The sequence below is a fragment of the Ralstonia pickettii genome (assembly GCF_001699815.1).
Lineage (GTDB): Bacteria > Pseudomonadota > Gammaproteobacteria > Burkholderiales > Burkholderiaceae > Ralstonia > Ralstonia thomasii.
Genome location: NZ_MCGB01000027.1, coordinates 56,016 through 76,727 on the forward strand (window position 1 = coordinate 56,016; position 20,712 = coordinate 76,727).

General features: G+C 64.1%; 24 protein-coding genes. 12 read left to right on the forward strand and 12 right to left on the reverse strand.

What is annotated here, in order from left to right:
- The first annotated feature begins 374 nt into the window (after positions 1–374).
- The 8 genes from fliL (at position 375) to BEK68_RS05335 (ending at position 5,466) form a co-directional block, all read left to right on the forward strand.
- Positions 375–872, forward strand: a complete 498-nt coding sequence (fliL, locus tag BEK68_RS05300; protein WP_024542098.1) for a flagellar basal body-associated protein FliL — start codon at positions 375–377, stop codon at positions 870–872.
- A gap of 1 nt (position 873) precedes the next feature.
- Positions 874–1,884 carry a flagellar motor switch protein FliM gene (gene fliM / locus BEK68_RS05305; RefSeq protein WP_004631439.1) on the forward strand — a complete coding sequence of 337 codons (1,011 nt, stop codon included), beginning with the start codon at positions 874–876 and terminating at the stop codon, positions 1,882–1,884.
- Positions 1,874–2,317: a flagellar motor switch protein FliN gene (fliN, locus tag BEK68_RS05310; protein ID WP_024542099.1), complete on the forward strand. Its 444-nt coding sequence runs from the start codon at positions 1,874–1,876 to the stop codon at positions 2,315–2,317. Before fliM ends, fliN begins: the two co-directional genes overlap by 11 nt.
- Positions 2,318–2,389: 72 nt before the next feature.
- Entirely contained in the window at positions 2,390–2,791 is a 402-nt protein-coding gene (gene fliO, locus BEK68_RS05315; RefSeq protein ID WP_004631437.1) for a flagellar biosynthetic protein FliO, read from the forward strand.
- Positions 2,788–3,537, forward strand: a complete 750-nt coding sequence (gene fliP, locus BEK68_RS05320; protein WP_024542100.1) for a flagellar type III secretion system pore protein FliP — start codon at positions 2,788–2,790, stop codon at positions 3,535–3,537. The genes fliO and fliP overlap by 4 nt, the downstream gene beginning before the upstream one ends.
- A 19-nt stretch (positions 3,538–3,556) precedes the next feature.
- The gene (gene fliQ / locus BEK68_RS05325; protein WP_004631435.1) at positions 3,557–3,826 is read left to right on the forward strand and encodes a flagellar biosynthesis protein FliQ; all 270 of its coding nucleotides are present in this window, start codon (positions 3,557–3,559) and stop codon (positions 3,824–3,826) included.
- Between the two features lie 33 nt (positions 3,827–3,859).
- The gene (fliR, locus tag BEK68_RS05330; RefSeq protein WP_024542101.1) at positions 3,860–4,654 is read left to right on the forward strand and encodes a flagellar biosynthetic protein FliR; all 795 of its coding nucleotides are present in this window, start codon (positions 3,860–3,862) and stop codon (positions 4,652–4,654) included.
- 83 nt (positions 4,655–4,737) lie between these two features.
- Positions 4,738–5,466 carry a 3-ketoacyl-ACP reductase FabG2 gene (locus BEK68_RS05335; protein WP_024542102.1) on the forward strand — a complete coding sequence of 243 codons (729 nt, stop codon included), beginning with the start codon at positions 4,738–4,740 and terminating at the stop codon, positions 5,464–5,466.
- Positions 5,467–5,626: 160 nt separating this feature from the next.
- On the opposite strand, the gene BEK68_RS05340 is transcribed toward BEK68_RS05335, so the two are convergent.
- From BEK68_RS05340 to flgB, 12 genes are all read right to left on the reverse strand, one after another.
- Positions 5,627–6,370 (reverse strand): YoaK family protein, encoded by a 744-nt coding sequence (locus BEK68_RS05340; protein ID WP_004631413.1) that lies wholly within the window; start codon positions 6,368–6,370, stop codon positions 5,627–5,629.
- A 67-nt stretch (positions 6,371–6,437) separates the two neighbouring features.
- Complete coding sequence (gene flgL, locus BEK68_RS05345) at positions 6,438–7,397, reverse strand: flagellar hook-associated protein FlgL (RefSeq protein WP_024542103.1); 960 nt, start codon at positions 7,395–7,397, stop codon at positions 6,438–6,440.
- 66 nt (positions 7,398–7,463) lie between these two features.
- Entirely contained in the window at positions 7,464–9,401 is a 1,938-nt protein-coding gene (gene flgK, locus BEK68_RS05350; protein ID WP_024542104.1) for a flagellar hook-associated protein FlgK, read from the reverse strand.
- Positions 9,402–9,516: 115 nt separating this feature from the next.
- Entirely contained in the window at positions 9,517–10,602 is a 1,086-nt protein-coding gene (gene flgJ, locus BEK68_RS05355; protein ID WP_024542105.1) for a flagellar assembly peptidoglycan hydrolase FlgJ, read from the reverse strand.
- Positions 10,603–10,618: 16 nt separating this feature from the next.
- Positions 10,619–11,752 carry a flagellar basal body P-ring protein FlgI gene (locus tag BEK68_RS05360; RefSeq protein WP_004631409.1) on the reverse strand — a complete coding sequence of 378 codons (1,134 nt, stop codon included), beginning with the start codon at positions 11,750–11,752 and terminating at the stop codon, positions 10,619–10,621.
- 10 nt (positions 11,753–11,762) lie between these two features.
- Positions 11,763–12,515 (reverse strand): flagellar basal body L-ring protein FlgH, encoded by a 753-nt coding sequence (locus tag BEK68_RS05365; protein WP_024542107.1) that lies wholly within the window; start codon positions 12,513–12,515, stop codon positions 11,763–11,765.
- A 32-nt stretch (positions 12,516–12,547) separates the two neighbouring features.
- Positions 12,548–13,330: a flagellar basal-body rod protein FlgG gene (flgG, locus tag BEK68_RS05370; protein ID WP_004631407.1), complete on the reverse strand. Its 783-nt coding sequence runs from the start codon at positions 13,328–13,330 to the stop codon at positions 12,548–12,550.
- A gap of 40 nt (positions 13,331–13,370) precedes the next feature.
- The gene (gene flgF, locus BEK68_RS05375) at positions 13,371–14,108 is read right to left on the reverse strand and encodes a flagellar basal-body rod protein FlgF (RefSeq protein WP_004631406.1); all 738 of its coding nucleotides are present in this window, start codon (positions 14,106–14,108) and stop codon (positions 13,371–13,373) included.
- Between the two features lie 19 nt (positions 14,109–14,127).
- On the reverse strand, positions 14,128–15,339 hold the full coding sequence (gene flgE / locus BEK68_RS05380) for a flagellar hook protein FlgE (protein WP_004631405.1): 1,212 nt from the start codon (positions 15,337–15,339) through the stop codon (positions 14,128–14,130).
- Positions 15,340–15,393: 54 nt separating this feature from the next.
- Positions 15,394–16,050, reverse strand: a complete 657-nt coding sequence (locus BEK68_RS05385) for a flagellar hook assembly protein FlgD (RefSeq protein WP_004631404.1) — start codon at positions 16,048–16,050, stop codon at positions 15,394–15,396.
- Positions 16,051–16,077: 27 nt separating this feature from the next.
- A complete protein-coding gene (gene flgC, locus BEK68_RS05390) occupies positions 16,078–16,485 on the reverse strand; it encodes a flagellar basal body rod protein FlgC (protein WP_004631403.1) in 408 nt (135 codons plus the stop codon).
- A gap of 197 nt (positions 16,486–16,682) precedes the next feature.
- Positions 16,683–17,138: a flagellar basal body rod protein FlgB gene (gene flgB / locus BEK68_RS05395; protein WP_024542108.1), complete on the reverse strand. Its 456-nt coding sequence runs from the start codon at positions 17,136–17,138 to the stop codon at positions 16,683–16,685.
- Positions 17,139–17,562: 424 nt separating this feature from the next.
- Here flgB and flgA point away from each other — a divergent pair, with 424 nt between their 5' ends.
- The 4 genes from flgA to BEK68_RS05415 all read left to right on the forward strand — a co-directional run bounded on the left by flgA (position 17,563) and on the right by BEK68_RS05415 (position 20,631).
- Entirely contained in the window at positions 17,563–18,420 is an 858-nt protein-coding gene (gene flgA, locus BEK68_RS05400) for a flagellar basal body P-ring formation chaperone FlgA (RefSeq protein WP_024542109.1), read from the forward strand.
- A 122-nt stretch (positions 18,421–18,542) separates the two neighbouring features.
- Positions 18,543–18,863, forward strand: coding sequence for a flagellar biosynthesis anti-sigma factor FlgM (flgM, locus tag BEK68_RS05405; RefSeq protein WP_004631400.1), 321 nt, complete (start codon positions 18,543–18,545; stop codon positions 18,861–18,863).
- Between the two features lie 133 nt (positions 18,864–18,996).
- Positions 18,997–19,458 (forward strand): flagella synthesis protein FlgN, encoded by a 462-nt coding sequence (locus tag BEK68_RS05410; RefSeq protein ID WP_004631399.1) that lies wholly within the window; start codon positions 18,997–18,999, stop codon positions 19,456–19,458.
- Between the two features lie 456 nt (positions 19,459–19,914).
- Positions 19,915–20,631 carry a LuxR C-terminal-related transcriptional regulator gene (locus BEK68_RS05415; protein WP_027692990.1) on the forward strand — a complete coding sequence of 239 codons (717 nt, stop codon included), beginning with the start codon at positions 19,915–19,917 and terminating at the stop codon, positions 20,629–20,631.
- Positions 20,632–20,712 lie beyond the last annotated feature (81 nt).

Here is a 20,712-nt window from a genome sequence, read left to right on the forward strand (position 1 = left end):
AACGCAGGTATGCAAGGCCGGAACATGCCGGCGCGTTCTTTCATTACAACGGCAAGCGCGGGCAATTCTTTCGGGCCAACGCCACTTTTGCAGCGGAACCCGCCCGCCAGGCGACTGGTAAGGCGCCTAATGCGGTGCATCGGGACTATGTAGGTGGATCAAAAATCACTTATCGTGCGCGTACCGCCCCACCCTGCGCATCGCAAACGCCCGAGATAAGCCGGATTGACCACGTTTCTTCCTGGAATGAGCTGGACAGAGGTGGGGAAGAATGCCATCCGAGAACCCGACTCTGTGCTTTGCGTTGTTTTACGTTGTCTTGCGCGACGCGAGCCGGGAAAGCCCACCCCCCCTTTAGTCCCCGAGTGATCCCCATGGCCGAAGCCGCTGCCGCCACTACCGCGCCCGCCCCAGCAAAGGGCGGTTCCACCAAGCTGCTGCTGATCATCCTGATCGTGCTTTTGCTCGTCGGCATGGGCGGCGGCGCCGCCTGGTTCTTCCTTGGAGGCGGCAATCACGCCGCATCCGGCCCCGCCGCACCGCCCAAGCCGAAAGAGCCGGTGTTCGTGGCCATGGAAACCCTGACCGTCAACCTGCAGCCCGAAGAGGGCAACGACCGTTACCTGCAGATCGGCATCACGTTCAAGAGCTTCGATAAGCATGCCGAAGAAGAGATCAAGACCTACACGCCCGAACTGCGCAGCAAGGTCCTGATGCTGCTGGCCAGCAAGACGCCCACCGAGTTGTATCCGGCGGACGGCAAGGTCAAGCTGGCCAAGGAAATCGTTGAACTGTGCGAACACGTCTTCAAGGCTGTCGGCAAGGAATCGCCGGTGGCAGATGTCTTGTTCACCAACTTTGTGATCCAGTGACATGCTCAAGGAAGAGTTTCTTTCCCAGGAGGAAATCGACGCGCTCCTCAAGGGCGTGTCCGATGACGCGGACGACGACCCCGTCGAAGCCGCCGACCCCTCGGGCATACGCTCGTACAACCTGGGCTCGCAGGAGCGCATCGTCCGTGGGCGCATGCCCACGCTGGAAATCATCAACGAGCGGTTTGCGCGCAACTGGCGCATCGGCCTGTTCAACTTCATGCGGCGCAACGCGGAGATCTCCGTTGGGCCGGTGAAGGTGCAGAAGTACAGCGAGTTCATCCGCAACCTGGTGGTGCCGACCTCGCTCAACCTCGTGCACGTCAAGCCGCTGCGCGGCACGGCGCTGTTCGTGTTCGACCCCAACCTCATCTTCCTGGTGGTCGACAACCTGTTCGGCGGCGACGGGCGCTTCCACATGCGGGTGGAAGGGCGCGACTTTACCGACGTGGAGCAGCGCATCATCCAGCGCATGCTGCATCTCGTGTTCGAGCATTACGCCAAGGCGTGGCAGCCGGTCTACCCGATCGATTTCGAATTCCTGCGCATGGAAATGCACACCGAGTTCGCCAACGTGGCTACGCCCAATGAAGTGGTGATCACCACCAGCTTCAGCATCGAACTGGGCAGCAACGGCGGCGACGTGCACATCTGCATGCCCTACACCATGATCGAGCCGATCCGCGACCGGCTCACTTCCGCCATCCAGGGCGAAGCGCTGGAAGTGGACAAACGCTGGCTGCGGCTGCTGTCGCAACAGGTGCAGACCGCCGAGGTGGAGCTGATTGCCGACCTTGCCACGGCCAAGGTGCAGGTATCCGACATCCTGAACATGAAGGTGGGCGACGTCATTCCGCTGGAGCTGGATGACAGCGTGACCGCCAAGGTAGATGGCGTGCCCGTCATGGAATGCAACTACGGCACGTTCAACGGCCAATACGCGCTGCGGGTCAACCGCATGCTGAATATGAGCGGCAGCGAGTCTGCCACGGAGTCTGACGATGACAACTGAACCGACCATGAACCCCGAAGCCAACGCCGACGACATCGATGTCGAAATGACGATGGAAGAGGCCATGGCCCTGGAAGCCGCGCAGCGTGCCGCGGCCAACCCGCCGGCTGCCGCCGAATCCAGCCCGGTGTTCAAGCCCCTGACGGCCGACGGCCTGGGCGGCGCCCAGCGCAACGACATCGACATGATCCTGGACATCCCCGTGCAGTTGACGGTGGAGCTGGGCCGCACCAAGGTGCCCATCAAGAACCTGCTGCAGCTTGCACAAGGTTCGGTGGTGGAACTCGACGCGCTGGCCGGGGAGCCGATGGATGTCCTTGTCAACGGCTACCTGATCGCCCAAGGTGAAGTGGTGGTGGTCAACGAGAAGTTCGGTATCCGCCTGACCGACATCATCACGCCGTCGGAACGTATCCGTAAGTTGAACCGTTAATCCACACCAGTAAGTGCGCCGTCGAGCGGCACCCTGACAGCAACCAGTGCTCCCCCCGGGCAAGGTGTTGACATGAACCATGCAGTCGATTGGGCCCGCACCCTAGGCGGGCTGTTTGTAGTGTTGGCGATGATCGTGGCGGCCGGCTGGCTGCTGCGCCGTCTGCAGCAACGCGCGGGCATGGGCCCCGCAGGTTTGGGCCGGCGCCGCAGCCAGGTGATTACCGTGGTCGCGCAGCAGATGCTGGGCGCGCGCGAGAAGGTCGTCGTCGTGGATGTGGAAGGCACATGGCTCGTGCTGGGCGTCACGCAGCAGCACGTGCAGACCCTCCACACGCTCCCACGCCCCGCAGAAGCCGCTTCCACGCCGGACGACCCATCCGGCGACGGCACTTCCGGCTCCGGCAAGCCGCCCCGCTTTGCCGACGCGCTGTCCATCCAGCTCAAGCGTCACCTGACGGGAAAGTCGGAATGAACCTGCGCAACCTTCTCCGCTGCCTGATGGCACTGGCGCTGCTAGGTGCCGCGCCCGCCGTGTTTGCACAGGCGCAACCCGGTCTGCCGCTGCTCACAGGCACCGCCGGTGGCCAAAGCTATTCGCTGCCCGTGCAGACGCTGGTCTTCCTGACGTCGCTTGGGTTTCTGCCGGCCATCATCCTGATGATGAGCAGCTTCACGCGCATCATCATCGTGCTGTCGCTGCTGCGCCATGCGCTGGGCACGCAAACCACGCCGCCCAACCAGGTGCTGATCGGGCTGGCGCTGTTCCTCACGTTCTTCGTCATGTCGCCGGTGCTCGACAAGGTGTACACCGACGCCTACGTGCCGTTGCGTGACAGCAAGATCACCGTCGAGCAGGCCATGGACACGGCCGCCACGCCGCTGCGCCAGTTCATGCTCAAGCAGACGCGCGAGCCCGACCTCGCCCTGTTCGTCAAGATGGGCAACATGCCGGCCATTGCCGCGCCCGAGCAAACGCCCATGCGCGCGCTCATACCGGCCTTCGTCACGAGCGAGCTGAAAAGCGCGTTCCAGATCGGGTTTGCCATCTTCATCCCGTTCCTGGTGATCGACATCGTGGTGGCCGCCGTGCTGATGTCGATGGGGATGATGATGGTCACGCCGTCGATCTTCTCGCTGCCGTTCAAGATCATGCTGTTCGTGCTGGTGGATGGCTGGCACCTGCTGCTGGGCTCGCTTGCCCAGAGCTTTGTGCAATGAGCGTCAATAGGAAACCGACATGACACCCGAGTACGTTCTCGATATGGCCCGTCAGGCCATGCAGGTTGCCATGATGGTGGGCGCGCCGATGTTGCTGGTGTCGCTCGTCGTCGGCCTGCTGGTGGCGGTGTTCCAGGCCGCCACGCAACTCAACGAGCAGACGCTGTCGTTCATCCCCAAGCTGCTGGCCGTGGCTGCCACGATGGTGCTGGCCGGCCCGTGGATCGTCGCCGTGATCGTCGACTACACGCGCGGCGTGCTGACCAACATCCCCAACTACGTGAATTGACGTCACCCAGCTGACGCAGCCACGCAATCCACGATGATCCAATTCACCGCCACGCAGCTCAACGGCTGGATCGCCATGTACTGGTGGCCGCTGGTGCGCGTGCTGGCATTCATCGCCATTGCGCCGCCGTTTGCCAATACCGAGATCCCGACGTCGATCAAGGTGGCATTCGGCGTGGTCATCACGGTGGCGCTCGCGCCCATGCTGCCGGTGCCCGCAGGCGTGTCGGTGGGCTCCTACGAAGGGCTGTGGATCACGCTGGTGCAGGTCTTGATCGGGCTGGCGCTGGGCTTTTGCGTGCAGCTCGTGTTTTCGGCCGTCAGCGGTGCCGGCGAGGTGATGTCGGTGCAGATGGGCCTGGGCTTCGCCTCGTTGCTCGACCCGACGCAGACCGAGAGCAGCATGCTGCTCGGCCGCTTCCTCAGCCTCACGGCCGTCACCGCGTTCATTGCCGGCGACGGCCATCTCGTGCTGGTGCATGCCTTGTTCGACAGCTTTACCGCCCTGCCCGTCTCGGCGGCGCCGCTGGGCAACCCGGGCTGGCAGACGCTGGCTGGCGGCGGCACGATCGTCTTTGCGCTCGCCCTGCGCATCGCCCTGCCCATCATCGCAATCATGATGATCGTCAACCTCGGCTTTGCCGTGCTCTCGCGCACGGCGCAGGCGCTCAACCCGTTTGCCGTGGGCATCGCCGCCACGCTGGTGGTGGGGCTGATGCTCGTCATGGTCATGATGACGTCGCTGGCGCCGGTGGTGGAGCGGTCTGTGATGGATGCGCTGGACCTCGGTGGGCGGGCGTTCAGCCAGTTCAGCACCCTGCCTCGATAGGCAGCGCGCAGCCGCAGCACTGCCCGCCGCGCGTGCGATGATCGCGGTATTCCGCCGACCGATCTTCAAGGGAGACTCACCACATGAGCCGCCGCGTTCTTGTGACGGGTGCCAGCCGCGGCATTGGCCGCGCCATCGCCTACCAACTGGCCTCCGACGGGTTTGACGTGTCCGTGCATTGCCGCAGCGGCCGTGCCGAGGCCGATGCCATCGTCGCAGACATCCACGCAAACCATGGCAGCGCCCGCGTGCTGCAGTTCGACGTGCGCGACCGCGCCGCCTGTCGCACCCAACTCGACGCCGACGTTGAAGCCCACGGCGCCTACTACGGCATCGTCCTGTGTGCAGGCGTCACGCGCGACGCTGCCTTCCCTGCCCTGACCGACGAAGACTGGGACATCGTCCTCGAGACCGGCCTGGATGGCTTCTACAACGTCGTCCACCCCCTCACCATGCCGATGGTGCGCGCGCGCAAGGGTGGGCGCATCGTCACCATCGCGTCTGTCTCTGGGGTGATGGGCAATCGCGGGCAGGTGAACTACAGCGCCGCCAAGGCCGGGCTGATCGGCGCAACCAAGGCGCTGGCCGTCGAGCTTGCGTCGCGCAAGATCACCGTCAACTGTGTAGCGCCGGGCCTGATTGAAACCGACATGCTCGCCCACATGGAACACGTGGACCAGGCCCTGCGGGCCGTGCCGATGCAGCGCGTCGGACAGCCTGCGGAGGTGGCTGCGGTGGTCGGTTTCCTGATGTCGGATGCGGCGTCGTACGTCACTCGGCAGGTGATCGGCGTGAATGGCGGAATGGTCTGATGCGCAAGGCCGCCCCACTGGGCGCCGAGCCCACGCTCAAGCACCATTTCGCGCGCCGACTGGCGAGCCGCTTCGCGCTGCGCATGCACGTCGTTCTGATCGTACTGGGGTCGCTGCGTGGGGTGTGGCGTGCAACAAGCTGCTGCGCTGCGCCCGTTCTCTACCGCCGGCGCGCCAGCAGATCATCCACCACAGGCACCACCGCCAGCAGCATCAGAATCGACGCGAGCGGAATCGTGGCCGTATAGCCCAGGTGCCTGAAACCCAACGCACCGACCACGCCGCCCACAAAGAACATCCCAAGCAGGGACGCCAGCAGCCGCAGCTTGGGCCGGTTGGCGACCACGGCCGGCAGATTGTGATGTCCATGGTTCCAATACAGCGCCTTGCCGATTTCGATACCAATGTCGGTGGCCAGGCCTGTCACGTGCGTGGTGCGGATTTCCGCCTTCGAGATCTTGGTGATGATGGCGTTCTGCAGCCCCATCAGGAAGCACAGCAGTGCCACGGTGGCCGGCACGAACACGACCCGGTATTGCCCGAGCGTTGTGCCCATCAGACCGAAGAGCAGCAGCAGCGCGGCCTCCAGCATGAGCGGCAGCGCGAATTCACTCTGCGTGCTGCGGCGGCGCCCCCAGTTGACGAGCACTGCCGTACACGCCGCGCCGCACAGAAACGCCAGCAGCGAAGCAAAGCCCGCAAACACAAGGACAACGTCGCCCAGCACGAGGTCGTCGGCGATCGCCGAGACGATGCCGGACATGTGCGAGGTGTATTGCTTGACGGCGAGAAATCCGCCCGCGTTGGCGGCGCCCGCCACGAAGGCCAGCGATTGACCGAGGCGCCGGTTGGCGTCTTCTGAGCGTTCCGGGCTGGTCAGGCGGCGAAGATACTGGATGGGCATGACCAGTCCTGACGGTAGGTGAGCCGACATGATACGCCGCGCCCTCCGACCGCCCGACCGCGCCGCATCAAGGATTGATGTACTGGAACAGCGACATGCCCTGCATGGCCGTGAAGGTCTTCTGTGCGGCCTGCAGCGACACCTGCTGCTGCGAGAACTGCGAGATGGCGGAGGTGTAGTCCACCGATTGCAGCTTCGAGATCTGCTCCTTCAACTGCTCGCCGTAGTTCGAGCCGCTGCTGTTGAGCGTGGTGAGCTGCGCCTGCTGCGTGCCCACCGTCACCTGCGCTTGCAGGGCGACCTGATAGGCATTGTCGAGATTGCCCTGCGCCGTCTGCACGGCCTTTTGCAGGTTGGCGACGTCGGTGGCCTGAGTGGCAGCGTTGATCGGGGTCGACAGCGCCGTGATCAGCTTCTCGTACGTCTTGAAGATGCTCTGATTGGCGTTCGGGTTGGACGCATCCGAGTTGGGGATGCGCACGAACACCGAATCGCCCGACACCGAATTCGGCATCGAGATGTTCTGCGAAACCTGCACCACCGGTGGCTGGCCGCTACCGACGTATTGCACGGAACCGCCGGTGTTGGTGAACGGATCGGTCGTGCCGTTGGCGCCGCCAAACAGGGCCACGCCCGAGGCATCGCGCTGATTGGCCGTCGACAGCAGCTGCTGGTACTGCTGCTTGACCTGCGCCAGCACACCAACGCGCTGTGACTCCGTCATCAGCGAGGTGTTGGCGCCCACCAATGTCTGCTTGCCCTGCTGCAGCGTGGTCACCAGATTGGTCAGCGCCGAAGACACGCTGGTCAGGCGCGCGTCGGTGGTGTCACGGTTGGACTGGTATTGGTCGTTGGTGTCCTGCGTTTGCTGCAATTGCGCCATCTGACCAAACGCGCTGGGGTTGTCGCCCGCACTGGTGAGCGCGATGCCGCTTGCAATCTGCTGCTGCAGCGTGAGCAGGTTCGATTGCGTGTTCTGCATCGAAGCGGAAGACGCTGCAAAGAATTGGGCGCTACTGACTCGCATGATCGGTCCGGACGAAGGGCTTTAGGACGTTATCGGCAGGCGGGGCGGTTTCTTCAGCCGCGCCGATCAGCCGCCGGCAATCGACAGCAGGCTGGCGAACAGCGAATTGGCCGTCTGCATCACCTTGGCGGAGGCCTGGTAGGCCTGCTGGTACTTCATCAGGTTCATCGCCTCCTCATCGAGGTTCACCCCCGACACCGACTGCTGCTGTTGCGTGGAGCTGGCCAGCAGCGCCTTCTGCGAGGTCAGGTTGGTGCTGGCGCGGTTGGCCTGCACACCCACCTGGGTGACGAGGTTGTTCCACGCCGAGCCGATCGAGGTCGTGCCGCCGTCCAGCAGGTTGCTGTTGCGCAGCTTGGCCAGCGCGCTGGCGTTGCCGTTGTCGGTGCTGTTGGCGGTGTTGGCCGAAATGGCGAACGTGTCACCGTTGCCGGGCGAACCCGAGAGCTTCATCTGTACGCCGTTGAACGCGTACGTCGCGCCCTGCGTGTACGGTGCCGTGCCGCCCGCGTACGTGGTCGACGTGCCGCCCACCGTGACGGTGACGCTGCCCGGGAATCCCGACAGGGAGCCGCCAACGGCCGAGCTGTACGTCAGGTTGATCGGCGAGGTGAGCGGCGAGCCGGCATACGTGCTGTCCACGCCCAGTGAAGACACCGTGGCGCTGCCCGTGTTGTTGCTGCCCTGGTTGAGCACCACGGGCGAGGCTGCGGCCACGTTGTGATAATCAGTGGTGAGCGTCTGCATGGTGGCGGCCGCGTTGGCGGTCGGGCGCACCAGGAAGGAGTCACCGCTGTTCATCGTGCCCGACAGGTTGAGCGTTACACCGTCGATCGTGGTCGGCCAGCTCGACACGGTTACGGAGGCGGAGCCGTCCGGATAGTGCGAAACGGTGTAGGCGCCGCCCTGGTACTTGACCTGGTAGTCGTAGCCCTGCCCCGCATTGGCGTTGGTGATGCTGGCAGTCAGCGAGCCGCTGCCGGTGTTGTTGGTGCTGGGCGCGACGCTCGGGTTGGCCACGGAGAAGAGGTCCGTGCCCATCTTGCCGTTGGCGTCCATGCCGAGTTTGTTCTGCGCGTTCACGTCGGCCGACACGGCCGTGGCCAGGCGGCCCAGGCTGTTCTGTGCCGGAATGAGCGTGTTGTTGCGAAAGTCCATCAGGCCGCCCAGCGCACCACCGCCGAGCTGGCTGTCGTCGATGTTGACCGTGCCGCCCGGGCTCTTGTAGCCCACCGACAGTTGCGTCGGGTCGTACTGCGACGGCACCGGCGTCAGCTGGTAGCTCTTGTTGCCCTGCACGAGCGCCTGGCCGTTACCCACGTAGATGTTGAACTGGCCGTCGCCGGTCTGCACCACGCTCGCCTTGATTGACTGATTGAGCGTCTGGACTAGCTGGTCGCGCTGGTCACGCAGGTCATTGGCCGGCTGGCCGGTTGAGGCTTCCGCCTTGGAAATCTGGTCGTTCAACGAGGCGATCTGCTGCGCGGTGCCGTTGACCGAGCTGATCTGCGTCTGCACCTGCGTATTGACCTGGTTGTTGAGCGAACTCAGTTGCCCGGCAATCGAATTGAAGCGGCTTTGCAGGCCCGCCGCGGCGTTCAGGAAGACCTGGCGCGCGGTGGTGTCCGAGGGCTTGGAGGCCAGGCCATCGGCAGCGTTGAAGAAGCTGGTGAGCGACGAAGTCAGGCCGCTGTTGCTGTCCGACATGTATTTGCTCAGGCCCGACACCAGGCTGTTGAGCTGATCGGCTGCGCTGGTCGAGGCCTGGCCGCTTTGCACCTGGGCCGTGAGGAACTGGTCGTAGATGCGCTTGACAGTCGTGACGTTGGCGCCCTGGCCGAGATAGCCCACGCCGGCGTACAGCGGAATGTTTTCCGTCTGCACGGCTTCCTGGCGCGAATAGCCGGGCGTGCTGGCGTTGGCAATATTGTTGCCGGTCACCTGCAGGTTGATATCGGCAACCCGCAGGCCAGACGCGCCAATATTCAGAAGGGAGCTGCTCATAGTTGTCTCGGTGCGGGCAGCACGAAGCCGCCGAAATAAGCTCTAGAAACAACATCGGCCGACTCAGGACAAACTTGAGCCGGCCGCCGTCGCCAAAATATGCTTCTTAAATCACTCAGACGATCTGCTTGAGCACCGCCATGATCTTGTGGGCGTAGTTCGGATCGGTGGCGTAGCCCGCGCGCTGCAAGCCCTTGGCGAACGACGCCGCATCGTTGCCGTTGCCGGCTGCCACGACGTTGCTGTAGCGCGGGTTGTTGGCCAGCAGGTTGGCGTAATCCTTGAACGCCTCGGCGTACGAGCTGTAGGCGCGGAATTTCTCCTGAACCTTGTGGGCAACACCGCCGATGTATTCGGTGGTGGTCACCGTGGCAGTCTTGCCGGCCCATGAGCCGCCGGCCTTGATGCCGAACAGGTTGTGCGTGTTCGTGCCGTCCTTTGCCTTGATCTCGCGGCGGCCCCAGCCGGACTCCAGCGCGGCGTGGCCGATCATGAAGTTGGCCGGAATGCCGGTTTCCTGTGCGGCCTGCGACGCGTGGCCGATCAGCTTGTTGTAGAAGCTGGTCATGCGCTCGCCGCGCGGCTCCGATGCCACCGTCGACAGATCCACCTCGGGCGGCGCGCTCGGAGTCTGCGCCTGCGCATCCGCCTGCTTGCGCAGGGCGGCCAGTGCACGCTGCACGCGCTCTTCCAGGCCCGGGCGCGGCACGGTGCTGATGCCCGAGCCGTCGTCTTCCGTGCCGGGCGCGACGGCTGCGGCCATGCTGTTGAGCGACGAACGGGCGATGGCCTTGGCGGCATCGCTGGTGGCACCGGCGGCCCCCGGCAGCGCGGTATTGGTCGCCGTCGTATTGGACAGCGCAGTATTCACCTTGCCGCCCGCATCCGGGTTCACATGGTTGGCCTGACGCAGCATCTGCTTCAAGAGCTGATCTGCCACGCCCACGCCGCGCGACGCCATGGTCTGCGACAGCTGCTGGTCGAGCATCGACGTGTACATCTTGCTCGAAGACGAATCGAGCGGCCCGTTCTGCGGCGATGCATCGCGCATCTGCTTGAGCATCATGTTCACGAAGATCGCGTCGAATTGCTTGGCGACGGTCTTGGCCGCGCCGTTCGGATCGGTACGCGCCGTTTGCTTGAGCGACTCGAACCCTCGGGAATCGAGCGCCAGGCGGCTGGTGAGGTCGGTTGGGTTCATCGTGGCCTCCCCTGCGTCAGATGATTTCCAGGTCGGCGCGCAGCGCGTTGGCCGCCTTCATCGCCTGCAGGATCGAGATCAGGTCTTGCGGGTTGGCGCCAATCGCGTTGATGGCCTTCACCACATCCGCCAGGTTGGTGCCGCCCTTCACGTTGATAAGGCTGCCGCCTTGCTGCTTGACCTCAATGTTCGAGCGCGCGCCCGCCACCGTCTGCCCTTGCGAGAAGGGCGCGGGCTGGCTCACCACCGGGTCCGTGCTGATGGTGACCGACAGGCTGCCGTGCGCCACCGCGCAGGGCTCGAGCTTGACGAGCTGGTTCATCACCACCGAGCCCGTGCGGGCGTTGACCACCACACGCGCGGCGGCCAGCGCCGGCGTCACGTCAATGTTCTGCAGCTTGGCCACGAAGCCGACGCGGTCCGACGCCAGGGCCGGTGCGCGCACGTTGATCGTGCGGCCGTCCGCGGCTTGCGCCGTATCGGTGCCGAATTGCTTGTTGATGGCGGTGACGATGTTCTGTACGGTGCCGAAATCCGTCGTGCCGGTATCGAGCTGGATGCTGCCGGCCTCGCCCACCGTGGCCTGCACAGCGCGCTCCACCGTGGCGCCATTGGCGATGCGGCCCGCGCCGAGCTGGTTGATCTGCACCTTGCTGCCATTGGCCGATGCGCCCGCACCGCCAATCACCACGTTGCCCTGTGCCAATGCGTAGAGCTGGCCGTCCACGCCCTTGAGCGGCGTGAGCAGCAGCGTGCCGCCCCGCAGGCTCTTGGCGTTACCGATGGACGACACCGTCACGTCGATGGTCTGGCCTGGCCGCACAAAGGCAGGCAGCGTGGCCGTCACCACCACGGCGGCGGTGTTCTTGAGCTGGATGCTCGCGCCGGCCGGTACGTTGATGCCGAACTGCGTGAGCATGTTGTTGAAGCTCTGGACCGTGAACGGGGTCTGCGTGGTCTGGTCGCCGCTGCCGTCCAGGCCGACGACAAGGCCGTAGCCGATCAGCGCGTTGTCTCGCACGCCGGCAACGGTGGTCAGATCCTTGATGCGGTCAGCGTGTGCCGTGGTCGGAACAACCGCTGAAATCGCGCTCAGTGCCACCAGGGCCGCGCCAAGGGTTCGATACAACCTCGTTCTAAGCAAAGTCATGGCAGATTCCTCAGAACGGCGACACGGTCAGGAAGAACCGCGACAGCCAGCCCATCTGCTGCGACTCGGCCACATAGCCCGTGCCGCGATATTCCATGCGTGCGTCCGCCACCTGGGTGGACAGCACGGTGTTTTGATTGTTGACGGTCGTGGGGTTGACCACGCCCGAGAACTTGATCGACTCGGTGCCCTGGCCCACGGCCATCTGCTTCTCGCCGCTCACGACCAGGTTGCCGTTGCCCAGCACCTCCACCACCGTGACGGTAATCGTGGCTGTGAAGTTGTTCTGCGCACCGTTGGCGCCCTTGCTGTCGAACTTGTTGGCGTCGCTGGCCGACACGCCCAGCAAAGACAGCACGCCCGCGTTCATGCCGGCGAAGGTCGGCACCGAGGCGCTCATGCTGCCGGTGCGGTTGACGCTGCCCGAAGTCTGCTTGCTGGCCGCTGTGTTCTCGGTGATCACGATCGTGATCGTGTCGCCCACCATGTGCGCGCGGCGGTCTTCGAACATGCCGCGAAAACCACCGCTGCCCGATGCCACTTCCTGGTAAATCGCCCCGTTCTGGCGCGGCGCCATCACCGGCATCGGCGGGCGCGCGGTTGTCGGACCCTGCACGATCGGGGCCGGCGGCGGCAGCAAGCCGCACGCCGTAGCGAGCAAGGCGGCCGTGCCGAGCACGGCCAATCGAACGACTCGAACAGCCGGCACAGCGCGGCCGCTGTGCTTGCCATTCTGGAGCGAATAAACCGGGGGGGTATGCATCGCACTACATCCTCAAAAACTGCGCCGTCAGCTCAAAGCTGCGACAGCTTCTCCAGCATCTGGTCCGAGGTCTGGACCGACTTGCTGTTGATCTCGTACGCACGCTGCGTCTGGATCATGTTGACCATTTCTTCCACCACGTTCACGTTGGACGTTTCAACGTAGTTCTGGCTGAGCGCGCCCACGCCGTTCGAGCCCGGGTTGGCCAGATTGGCCGTGCCCGACGCTTCGGTTTCGGCATACAGGTTTTCGCCCATGCTGCGCAGACCGGCCGGGTTGATGAAGTTGGCCAGCTGGAACGTGCCCACCTGCGTGTTGTTGACCGCGCCGGGCGTGGTGACCGTCACAACGCCATCCTTGCCGATGGTCAGGCTGGTGGCGTTCTGCGGGATCGTCACGGCCGGCTGGACCGGGTAACCGCTGGAGGTCACCAGCTGACCCTGCGCGTTGACCTGGAAGCTGCCGTCACGCGTATAGGCCAGCGTGCCGTCAGGCATCTGCACCTGGAAGAAGCCGTTGCCGTTGATGGCCACGTCGGTCGAGTTACCGGTCTGCTGCAGGTTGCCCTGCGTGTGCAGGCGCTCGGTGGCGACGATGCGCGCACCGGTACCGATCTGCATGCCCGAAGGCAGCGTGGTCTGTTGCGACGACTGTGCGCCCGGCTCGCGCACGTTCTGATACAGCAAGTCCTCGAACACGGCGCGCGAGCGCTTGAAGCCCGTCGTGTTGACGTTCGCCAGGTTGTTCGAGATGACATCCAGCTGCGATTGCTGGGCGTCCATCCCGGTCTTGGAAATCCACAGGGAGCGAATCATGTTCGAGTCCTTGGTTGATTCAATTCAATGCGCCGGCCGTTCAGGCGTGGCGCAGCAGTTCATTGGCCGACTGGGCATTCGTGTCGCTCGTGTGCAGCGATTTCATCTGCATTTCGAGCTGGCGCGAGATCGCAATCATGTTGACCAGCGAGTCGGTCAGGTTGACGTTGCTGCCTTCCAGCGCCCCGCCGGTCACGCGGACTTTCTCGTCCACGCTGGCGTCCTGGCCGTCGCGCTGGCGGAACAGGCCGTCGGCGCCGCGATCGATGTTCGACGGGTCGATGCTCACCAGCTTCAGACGGCCCAGCGACACGGGCGGCGTACGGCTGTCGGCGCTGATCGCGTTGACCGTACCGTCCTTGGCAAACTGCACCGTGGTGTCGGGCGGCAACGTGATCGGGCCGCCGTCGCCCAGCACGGGCTGGCCCGAGAGCGTCTGGATCGTGCCGTCGGCACCGAGCTGGAACGTACCGGCGCGGGTGTAAGCCTCACCGCCATCCGGCGTCTGCACGGCAAAGAAGCCTTGTCCGTCGATGGCCACGTCCAGGCTGCGGCCAGTGGTCTCGATCGGGCCGGGCGCGAGGTCCGTACCGATGGCCGAGGCCATGACGTAGCTGCGCGTGGGCGAGCCCTCGCCTTGCACACCCACCGTATGGAACGCGTCGATCTGCGCCTTGAACCCGGTGGTGCTGGCGTTGGCGAGGTTGTTGGCGCTGGCAGCCTGCTGGTCGAACAGGTGCTTCACGCCGGTCATCGACACGTAAATCGAGCGGTCCATGCTGGGCTCCTGCTACCCGTTAGCGCATGCTGACCAGCGTCTGGAGGATGGTGTCCTCCGTCTTGATGGTCTGCGCATTGGCCTGATACGAACGCTGGGCAACGATCATGTTGACCAGCTCTTGACTCAGATCCACGTTGGACTGCTCCACCGCCGACGACTGCAGCAGGCCGAACGAACCCATGCCCGGCGTGCCCAGGTTCGGAGCGCCCGAGTTGGACGTTTCCACCCACTGATTGCCGCCGATGTTCTGCAGGCCTGCCGGAGCCTTGAAGTTGGCCATGGCGATCTGGCCCAGCGTCGACGTGCGGCCATTGGAGTAGCGCGCGGTGACGGTGCCATCGGTACCGACCGCGTAGCTGGCCAGGCGGCCGGTGGCGTAACCGTCTTGCGTCACGCCCGGGGCTGTGTCGTTGTAGCCGCCGCCATACTGCGTGGTGCCCGTGAAATCCATGGTGGCGATGCTCATGCCGCCAAAGGCCACGTTGATCTTGCTCGGCGATGAGGTGAGTTGGCCGCTGCTGTTGAACGTGAGCGCCGTCACCGGGTTGCCGCCGGTCGGATTGTTGCCGTCCACTTGCGAGTACACATCCCAGCCTGCGGCGGTACGCACGTAGTAGTTGGTCAGCATGTGTGCCGTGCCCGTCCCGTCGTACACCTGCTCCGAAACGGAGTGGTTGAACGTGGCCGAGTTGGTGGCCGAGAACGGCGTGGTGGTCGGCACCGTGGCGGCGGCATCCAGGTTCACGCCGAACGCGGTGTTGGTGGTGGCAAGCGGCGCCAGGTCGTTGACGGGAATCTTCAGGTTGGTCAGCACGGCAGTGTTGACCTTGCCGGTCGAATCCACGCCGTAGCCGGTCAGGTTCTGGCCGGTAGCCGAGATGATGAAGCCGTTCTTGTCGGTCTGGAACTGGCCGTTACGCGTGTACGACACCTGGCCGCTCGACGGGTCGACCATGCGGTAGAAGCCCGTGCCGTTGATCGCGATGTCCAGCGGGTTGCCGGTGATGGTCACGTTGCCCTGCGTGAACGACTGCGACACCTTGGTCACGCTCACGCCCTGGCCGATCTGGTTGTCGGATGCACCCACCAGCGAGCGCGCGTACACGTCGCCAAACTCGGCGGTCGATTTCTTGTAGCCGACAGTGTTGGCGTTTGCCACGTTGCTGCCGATCACGTCCAGGTTTGCAGAGGCGGCGTCGAGACCGCTCAGGCCTTGCTGGAATCCCATAGTTTTCTCCCGTAGAAGATAGAAGCGCGGGGTCTGCCCGCAGTTGACCTGTGATTACTGAATCGATGCAACGTCGGACAGCTTGGCGGTTCCGCCAGACGCCAACACCAGCTGCATCGTGCCGTTGTTGATCGTGACGCCGGCCACCTTGTCGGTGCCCAGCGCATTGGCCGTAACGACCTTTCCACCCTGCGTGGCCGACACCTTGATGGAGTAGGCGCCGTCGGCAAGCTGATTGCCCTTGTCGTCCTTGCCGTTCCAGGTGTAGTTGCCGCTGCCGCCCCCCATCTGGCCGAGATCGACGGTGCGCACGGCCACGCCCGCAGCGTTCGTGATCGTGACGACGACGTCGTCGGCGCCGTTGGGCACCGAGACGCCGAAGTTGGCAGCCCCCGAGGCCAGCGTCAGGTTGTTGGTCGGCACCTGCACCGAGCGGCCGATCATCGACGACGCCTGCGTGGTCGCGTTCTGCGTGAGCATGCTCGACATCGTGGTGTTCAACTGCTGAATGCCGTTCACAGTGTTGATCTGCGCAAGCTGCGAGGTCATCTGCGAGTTGTCCATCGGGTTGAGCGGATCCTGGTTCTTCAACTGCGCCACGAGCAGTTTCATGAACGTGTTCTGCAGGTCGCTGCCGTTGGTGATGGCAAGCTGGTTGCCGGAGGTCGTGCTCGAGGTGCTGGTCGTGCTGCCGGTTGAGCTGACGGTCATGTTCGTGTCTCGCTGGGAATGTGCCGTTTACTGGCCCAGGGTCAGAGCCTTGGAGGCCATCGTCTTGGTGGTGTTGGCGACTTCCACGTTGGCCTGGTACGAGCGCGACGCAGAAATCATGTTGACCATTTCGTCCACCACATCGACGTTCGGCATGGTCACGTAGCCGTCGGCATCGGCCAGCGGGTTGCCCGGCTGGTGCATGCGCTTCATGGGGGTGACGGTGTCTTCCACCACGCGGTCGACCGACACGCCGGTGGCGTAGTCGTCAGACTCCTGCGCGGGCGAGAACACCACCTGCTTGGCGCGGTACGCCTTGCCGTCCGGGCCCGTCACGCTTTCGGCGTTGGCCAGGTTGGAGGCGACCACGTTCATGCGCTTGGACTGCGCGGTGAGCGCGCTGCCAGCTACATCCATCACCTTGAATAGCGACATGTTGATTCCGATGTCTTCAAACACTGTTGCCGGCGCGGCTGCCGGACCGATCCGGTGTTCTGCATGGCGGCTTGCTCCGGACCGATCTTTCCGGGCCCGGAGCGCCACACAGTTCCCGCCCCTCTTTCGCCGCGCGTGATTGCTGCGCGGTCGTCTTAATGCCTGTCTGCTGCTCTTGCTGCTCTTGCTACGTCGCGCTAGCTGTTCTGAATCGCCGCCAGCATCGACTTGATCTTCTGCGTCACGATGCTCAGATCGGCCTCGTAGCGCACGGTGTTGTCGGCAAAGCGCATGCGCTCGCCGTCCATGTCCACCGTGTTGCCATCGATGGACGGCTGCTGCGACGTGCGGTACTGCACCTCGCCCTGCAGCGCCTTGGTCTGCTGCGACAGCGACGCCTGCATTAGCGACACATCGCCGGCCGGTGCGCCATCCACGCTCAGGTGACCTGCAGCCGTTGCCGTCATCGGCAGGCTGTTACCGCTTTGCTGGCCGACCGCCTTCTGCAGCGCCGACTGAAAATCGAAGTCGCGCGCCTTGTAGTTGGGCGTATCGGCGTTGGCGATGTTCGAGGCCAGGATCTGGTGACGCTGCGAGCGCAAGTGCAGCGCCTGCTCCTGAAAACCGAACAACTGATCCAGCTTGTCGACCATGTCTGTCATTCCTCGCGCGTGGCGTCCTGGTGATTGCTGCCACCCGCCGGGGTTTGCGTTCTGTCTTGCGTTTGCGTGTTGCGCGTTCCCTTCGGCCGGAGAACTCGGCATCAGCGGCCCCTTCAAAAACCGCCGATGCCGTCTCCAAAACCGCTGAACCGCTTGTCTTGCTGAGTTGCCGTCATGCAGCCTCAGTGGAAAAGACCTGTCTGCGAATCCAGAGGTTGGCCGGGAAACCTTCCACCGGGGCAGGCTGTACGGCCAGGAACCGCACAACGCCAGGGACTTCACCACGTTGCAAAGTCTAGGGGCCGGTGTGCAAGACCATTCGTCCGAATAAGGGGGGGATTGGCCGACATTTCCGCATTTGGCGCTCGCGCACGCGTAGCTACACTTCACCGGACTTTTGATGAAGGGGCTCTCCATGTCCACGCGGTTTGCACGCAGCGCGCACCACCCGATCCGACCTGCCACCACGGCCATGCCGCTGGCGGGGCGCCAGCGCAAGCTGCTGCTGATCCTGGCGCTGGGCCTGCTGGCCAGCGTCGTGCACCCGATCCTGGCGCATGCACAGGGCATGGTGCGGGTGGGCTATCCGCCTGCCCAAGCCGTGCAACAGCCCGCGCAGCCCACCACCATTCAGGGGCCGAACGCCATCCAGATGCAGATCCAGCAACAACTGCAATCCCAACTGGACATCCTGGGCGGCACGAACGAGACGGGGGCGCCACGTGCGTCGGTGGAGGTCGGTCCGGTGGATGCACGTGTGGCCAACCAGCCCTGCGACCAGATCGACCTGATGCTGCCAGCGGCCAACCGCCTGCGCGGCCGTATACAAGTGGGAGTGCGCTGCCGCTCGCCGCACGCCTGGGCGGCCTGGGTGCCGGCCACAATCCAGATTACCGGGACGTATTACGTCGCCTCGCACCAGTTGCCGCCGGGCAAGACGCTCGATATGGGCGACCTGGAAGCCCGCACGGGCGATCTGTCGACGCTGCCGGCCTCGGTCGTGCAGCAGCCAGCCGATGTGGTGGGGCGTGTACTGCTCACGAGCGTGGCCGCCAACCAGCCGCTGCGCGCCGAAAGCCTGCGCCTGCCGGTTGCCGTGCAGGCCGGCCAGACCGTCAAGCTCATCGCCGAGGGCGGTGGCTTCCAGGTCAGCAGCGACGGCCGGGCCTTGAACCAGGCAGCCGTGGGCCAGGTGGCGCAGGTGCGCACCGCCAACGGCAATGTCGTCTCCGGCATTGCACAGTCCGTCGGTGTCGTAGCGATCCAGTTTTAAGTCCAAATTGATAACGGCGGATCACTTTTCTACTGTGATGCGTAATCGATACCTGCCGCTAAAGTTTGGGCCGGGGTTGGCCGATATGGGTGTTAGGATGAACGCGCTCTTCGGAGACACCCGTGAAAATCAACCATATCGTGAACAACACGCCGGCCGTTGCGCCGACCAAGGACGCTGCGTCCGGGTCGACGCGCGCGACCGGCTCGTCCCCGGCCGCTACGACGGCTTCGGGCACCCCGCGCCACACCGGCGATTCGCCGTCGCTGTCGGTCCAACAAGTCTCGCGCCAGGTGGGCAGCGGCGACTTCGACGCCGCACGCGTCGAGCAGATCCGCAGTGCCATTCAGAACGGCACGCTCAAGATGGACGCCGGCAAGATCGCCGATGCGGCGCTTTCCGACGCGCAATCGCTGCTCTCCACGCGCTCCAAGAAGGTCTGACGGGGGTTTCCCGTCGTCCGTCCCCCGTATTTTCTGACGCCGCCGGTCCGAGGGTTTCCGACTCTCGACCGCACGCGGCGGGGCGGCGTGCCGGCCGGCGGCTGCCCAAGCTTCCAAGCCTGAGGTAGTCACCATGGACAACACACTGCTGATCCGCACCCTTGCCGACGAGCAGGAACTGCTGCGCGCCGCCACCCTCACCCTGGATGCCGAAGCGCAGGCGTTGCGCGATGGCGACATGGTTGAACTCGAGCGCATCACACAGACCAAGCAGAAGCAGCTCGCCGCGCTGGGCGAAGCCGACCGTGACCGCCGCCTGTGGTGGGCGCAGCACGGCGGCGCCGATCCGTACGGGCTGGTCAAATATCTGCGCACCGACGAAACGGCCAGCCGCCTGTTCGACGAGAACCTGGCCCTGGCCCGCCTGCTGCGCCAGCGCAACATCGACAACGGCACCCTGATCGACCTGCGCCTGCGCGCCACGCAGAACGCGCTGTCCGTCCTGCATGCCGCCAACAACGGCGGCGGCACACCCTACGGCCGCGACGGCAAACAACCGCTGTCGATGCCGCGCTTCTCGGTCGTCGCGCAATAAGCCACCAGAACACGTTTTTTCGGTACAAAAGCCTTGCTTTACGCTCACGTCAATGGGCGTGAAGTGGGGCTAGCTGCTGCTGCCTGATCCTGCTATGTATAGGGGGTCTAGCGCACCACCGATCGGGGTAGACAAAAAGGTTTACATCCCATTGATGGGTGCAACAAGCATGCTGGGGATTTATTCTGCGATTTTGGCGGGGTTAATCCTCCGCGCCTGGCGACATAAACAAGAAAAACCGGAAGGAAGTTGCGCCTGAATGGCGTGCAAGGTTTCGGCCCGGTGGCACCGCATTGCGGTGACTGCCGGTTGAACGGGGAAATATACCGAGACCGCGCGCCAGAAGCATTTCCACAAGCACGGCCCCATTGATTTTGGACCGTCTGGTCCAAATAGACGCGGCAACAAGCTGATTCCGGAAATGGGCAAACAAACCATAACCAGACAGGCGGCGCAGTGAAATCAATTGTAGTGGAGGCACACCCTTTGGTGCGTGCCGGCGCGACCCATGTGTTGCAATCCTTGCCGGCCATTACCGAGGTGGTCAGCGTCGAGCCGGACGAAACCCTCTTTGAAAGTCTCGCGGCGCATGCGGACGCCGAACTGGCTTTGATCGGACTGCCCTTACCCGGCATCGACGATCTGCCGGCCCTCTCCCGGCTATTGCAACAGCCGCATCCCCGACATATCGCCATACTGGGCGAAACCGATTCCGCTGCGCACGTGCGTACGCTGATGCAATTGAATGTCTCGGCATATCTGCTGAAAAGCTATTCCGGCAAATTGATTGCAGCGGCATTGGAATTGGTGCTCGCCGGCGGCCGTTATGTGCCGGCCTCGATCGTGCTGGCGCGGTCTGAAGCCATTGCGGCAGGTTCGGCCAATGGCCATGACGATGGCGCGTTGCTCGGCCTGACGCAGCGTCAATATGAGATTCTCGTACTGCTCTCGCGCGGGCATCCGGTCAAAACCATCAGCCGCATGCTGAGTATTTCCGAGGCGACAACCAAGGCGCATATCAACGCGCTGTATCGCCGGCTGGAAGTGCGCAGCCGTACCGAGGCCGTCTTCGTTGCCACGCAGCGCGGCGCCATGCTGCTGAATCAGCCACACATTGGAGCGCAGCCCTCGTCGCTGCCCTCGCCACCGCTGCGCCTGGCGCGCACGGGCTGACGCTCCGCTCTTACCCATCTTCCACACAACAAAAAACGGCGCCCGGAATCCGGACGCCGTTGCAAATGCCCGCCCACGCTG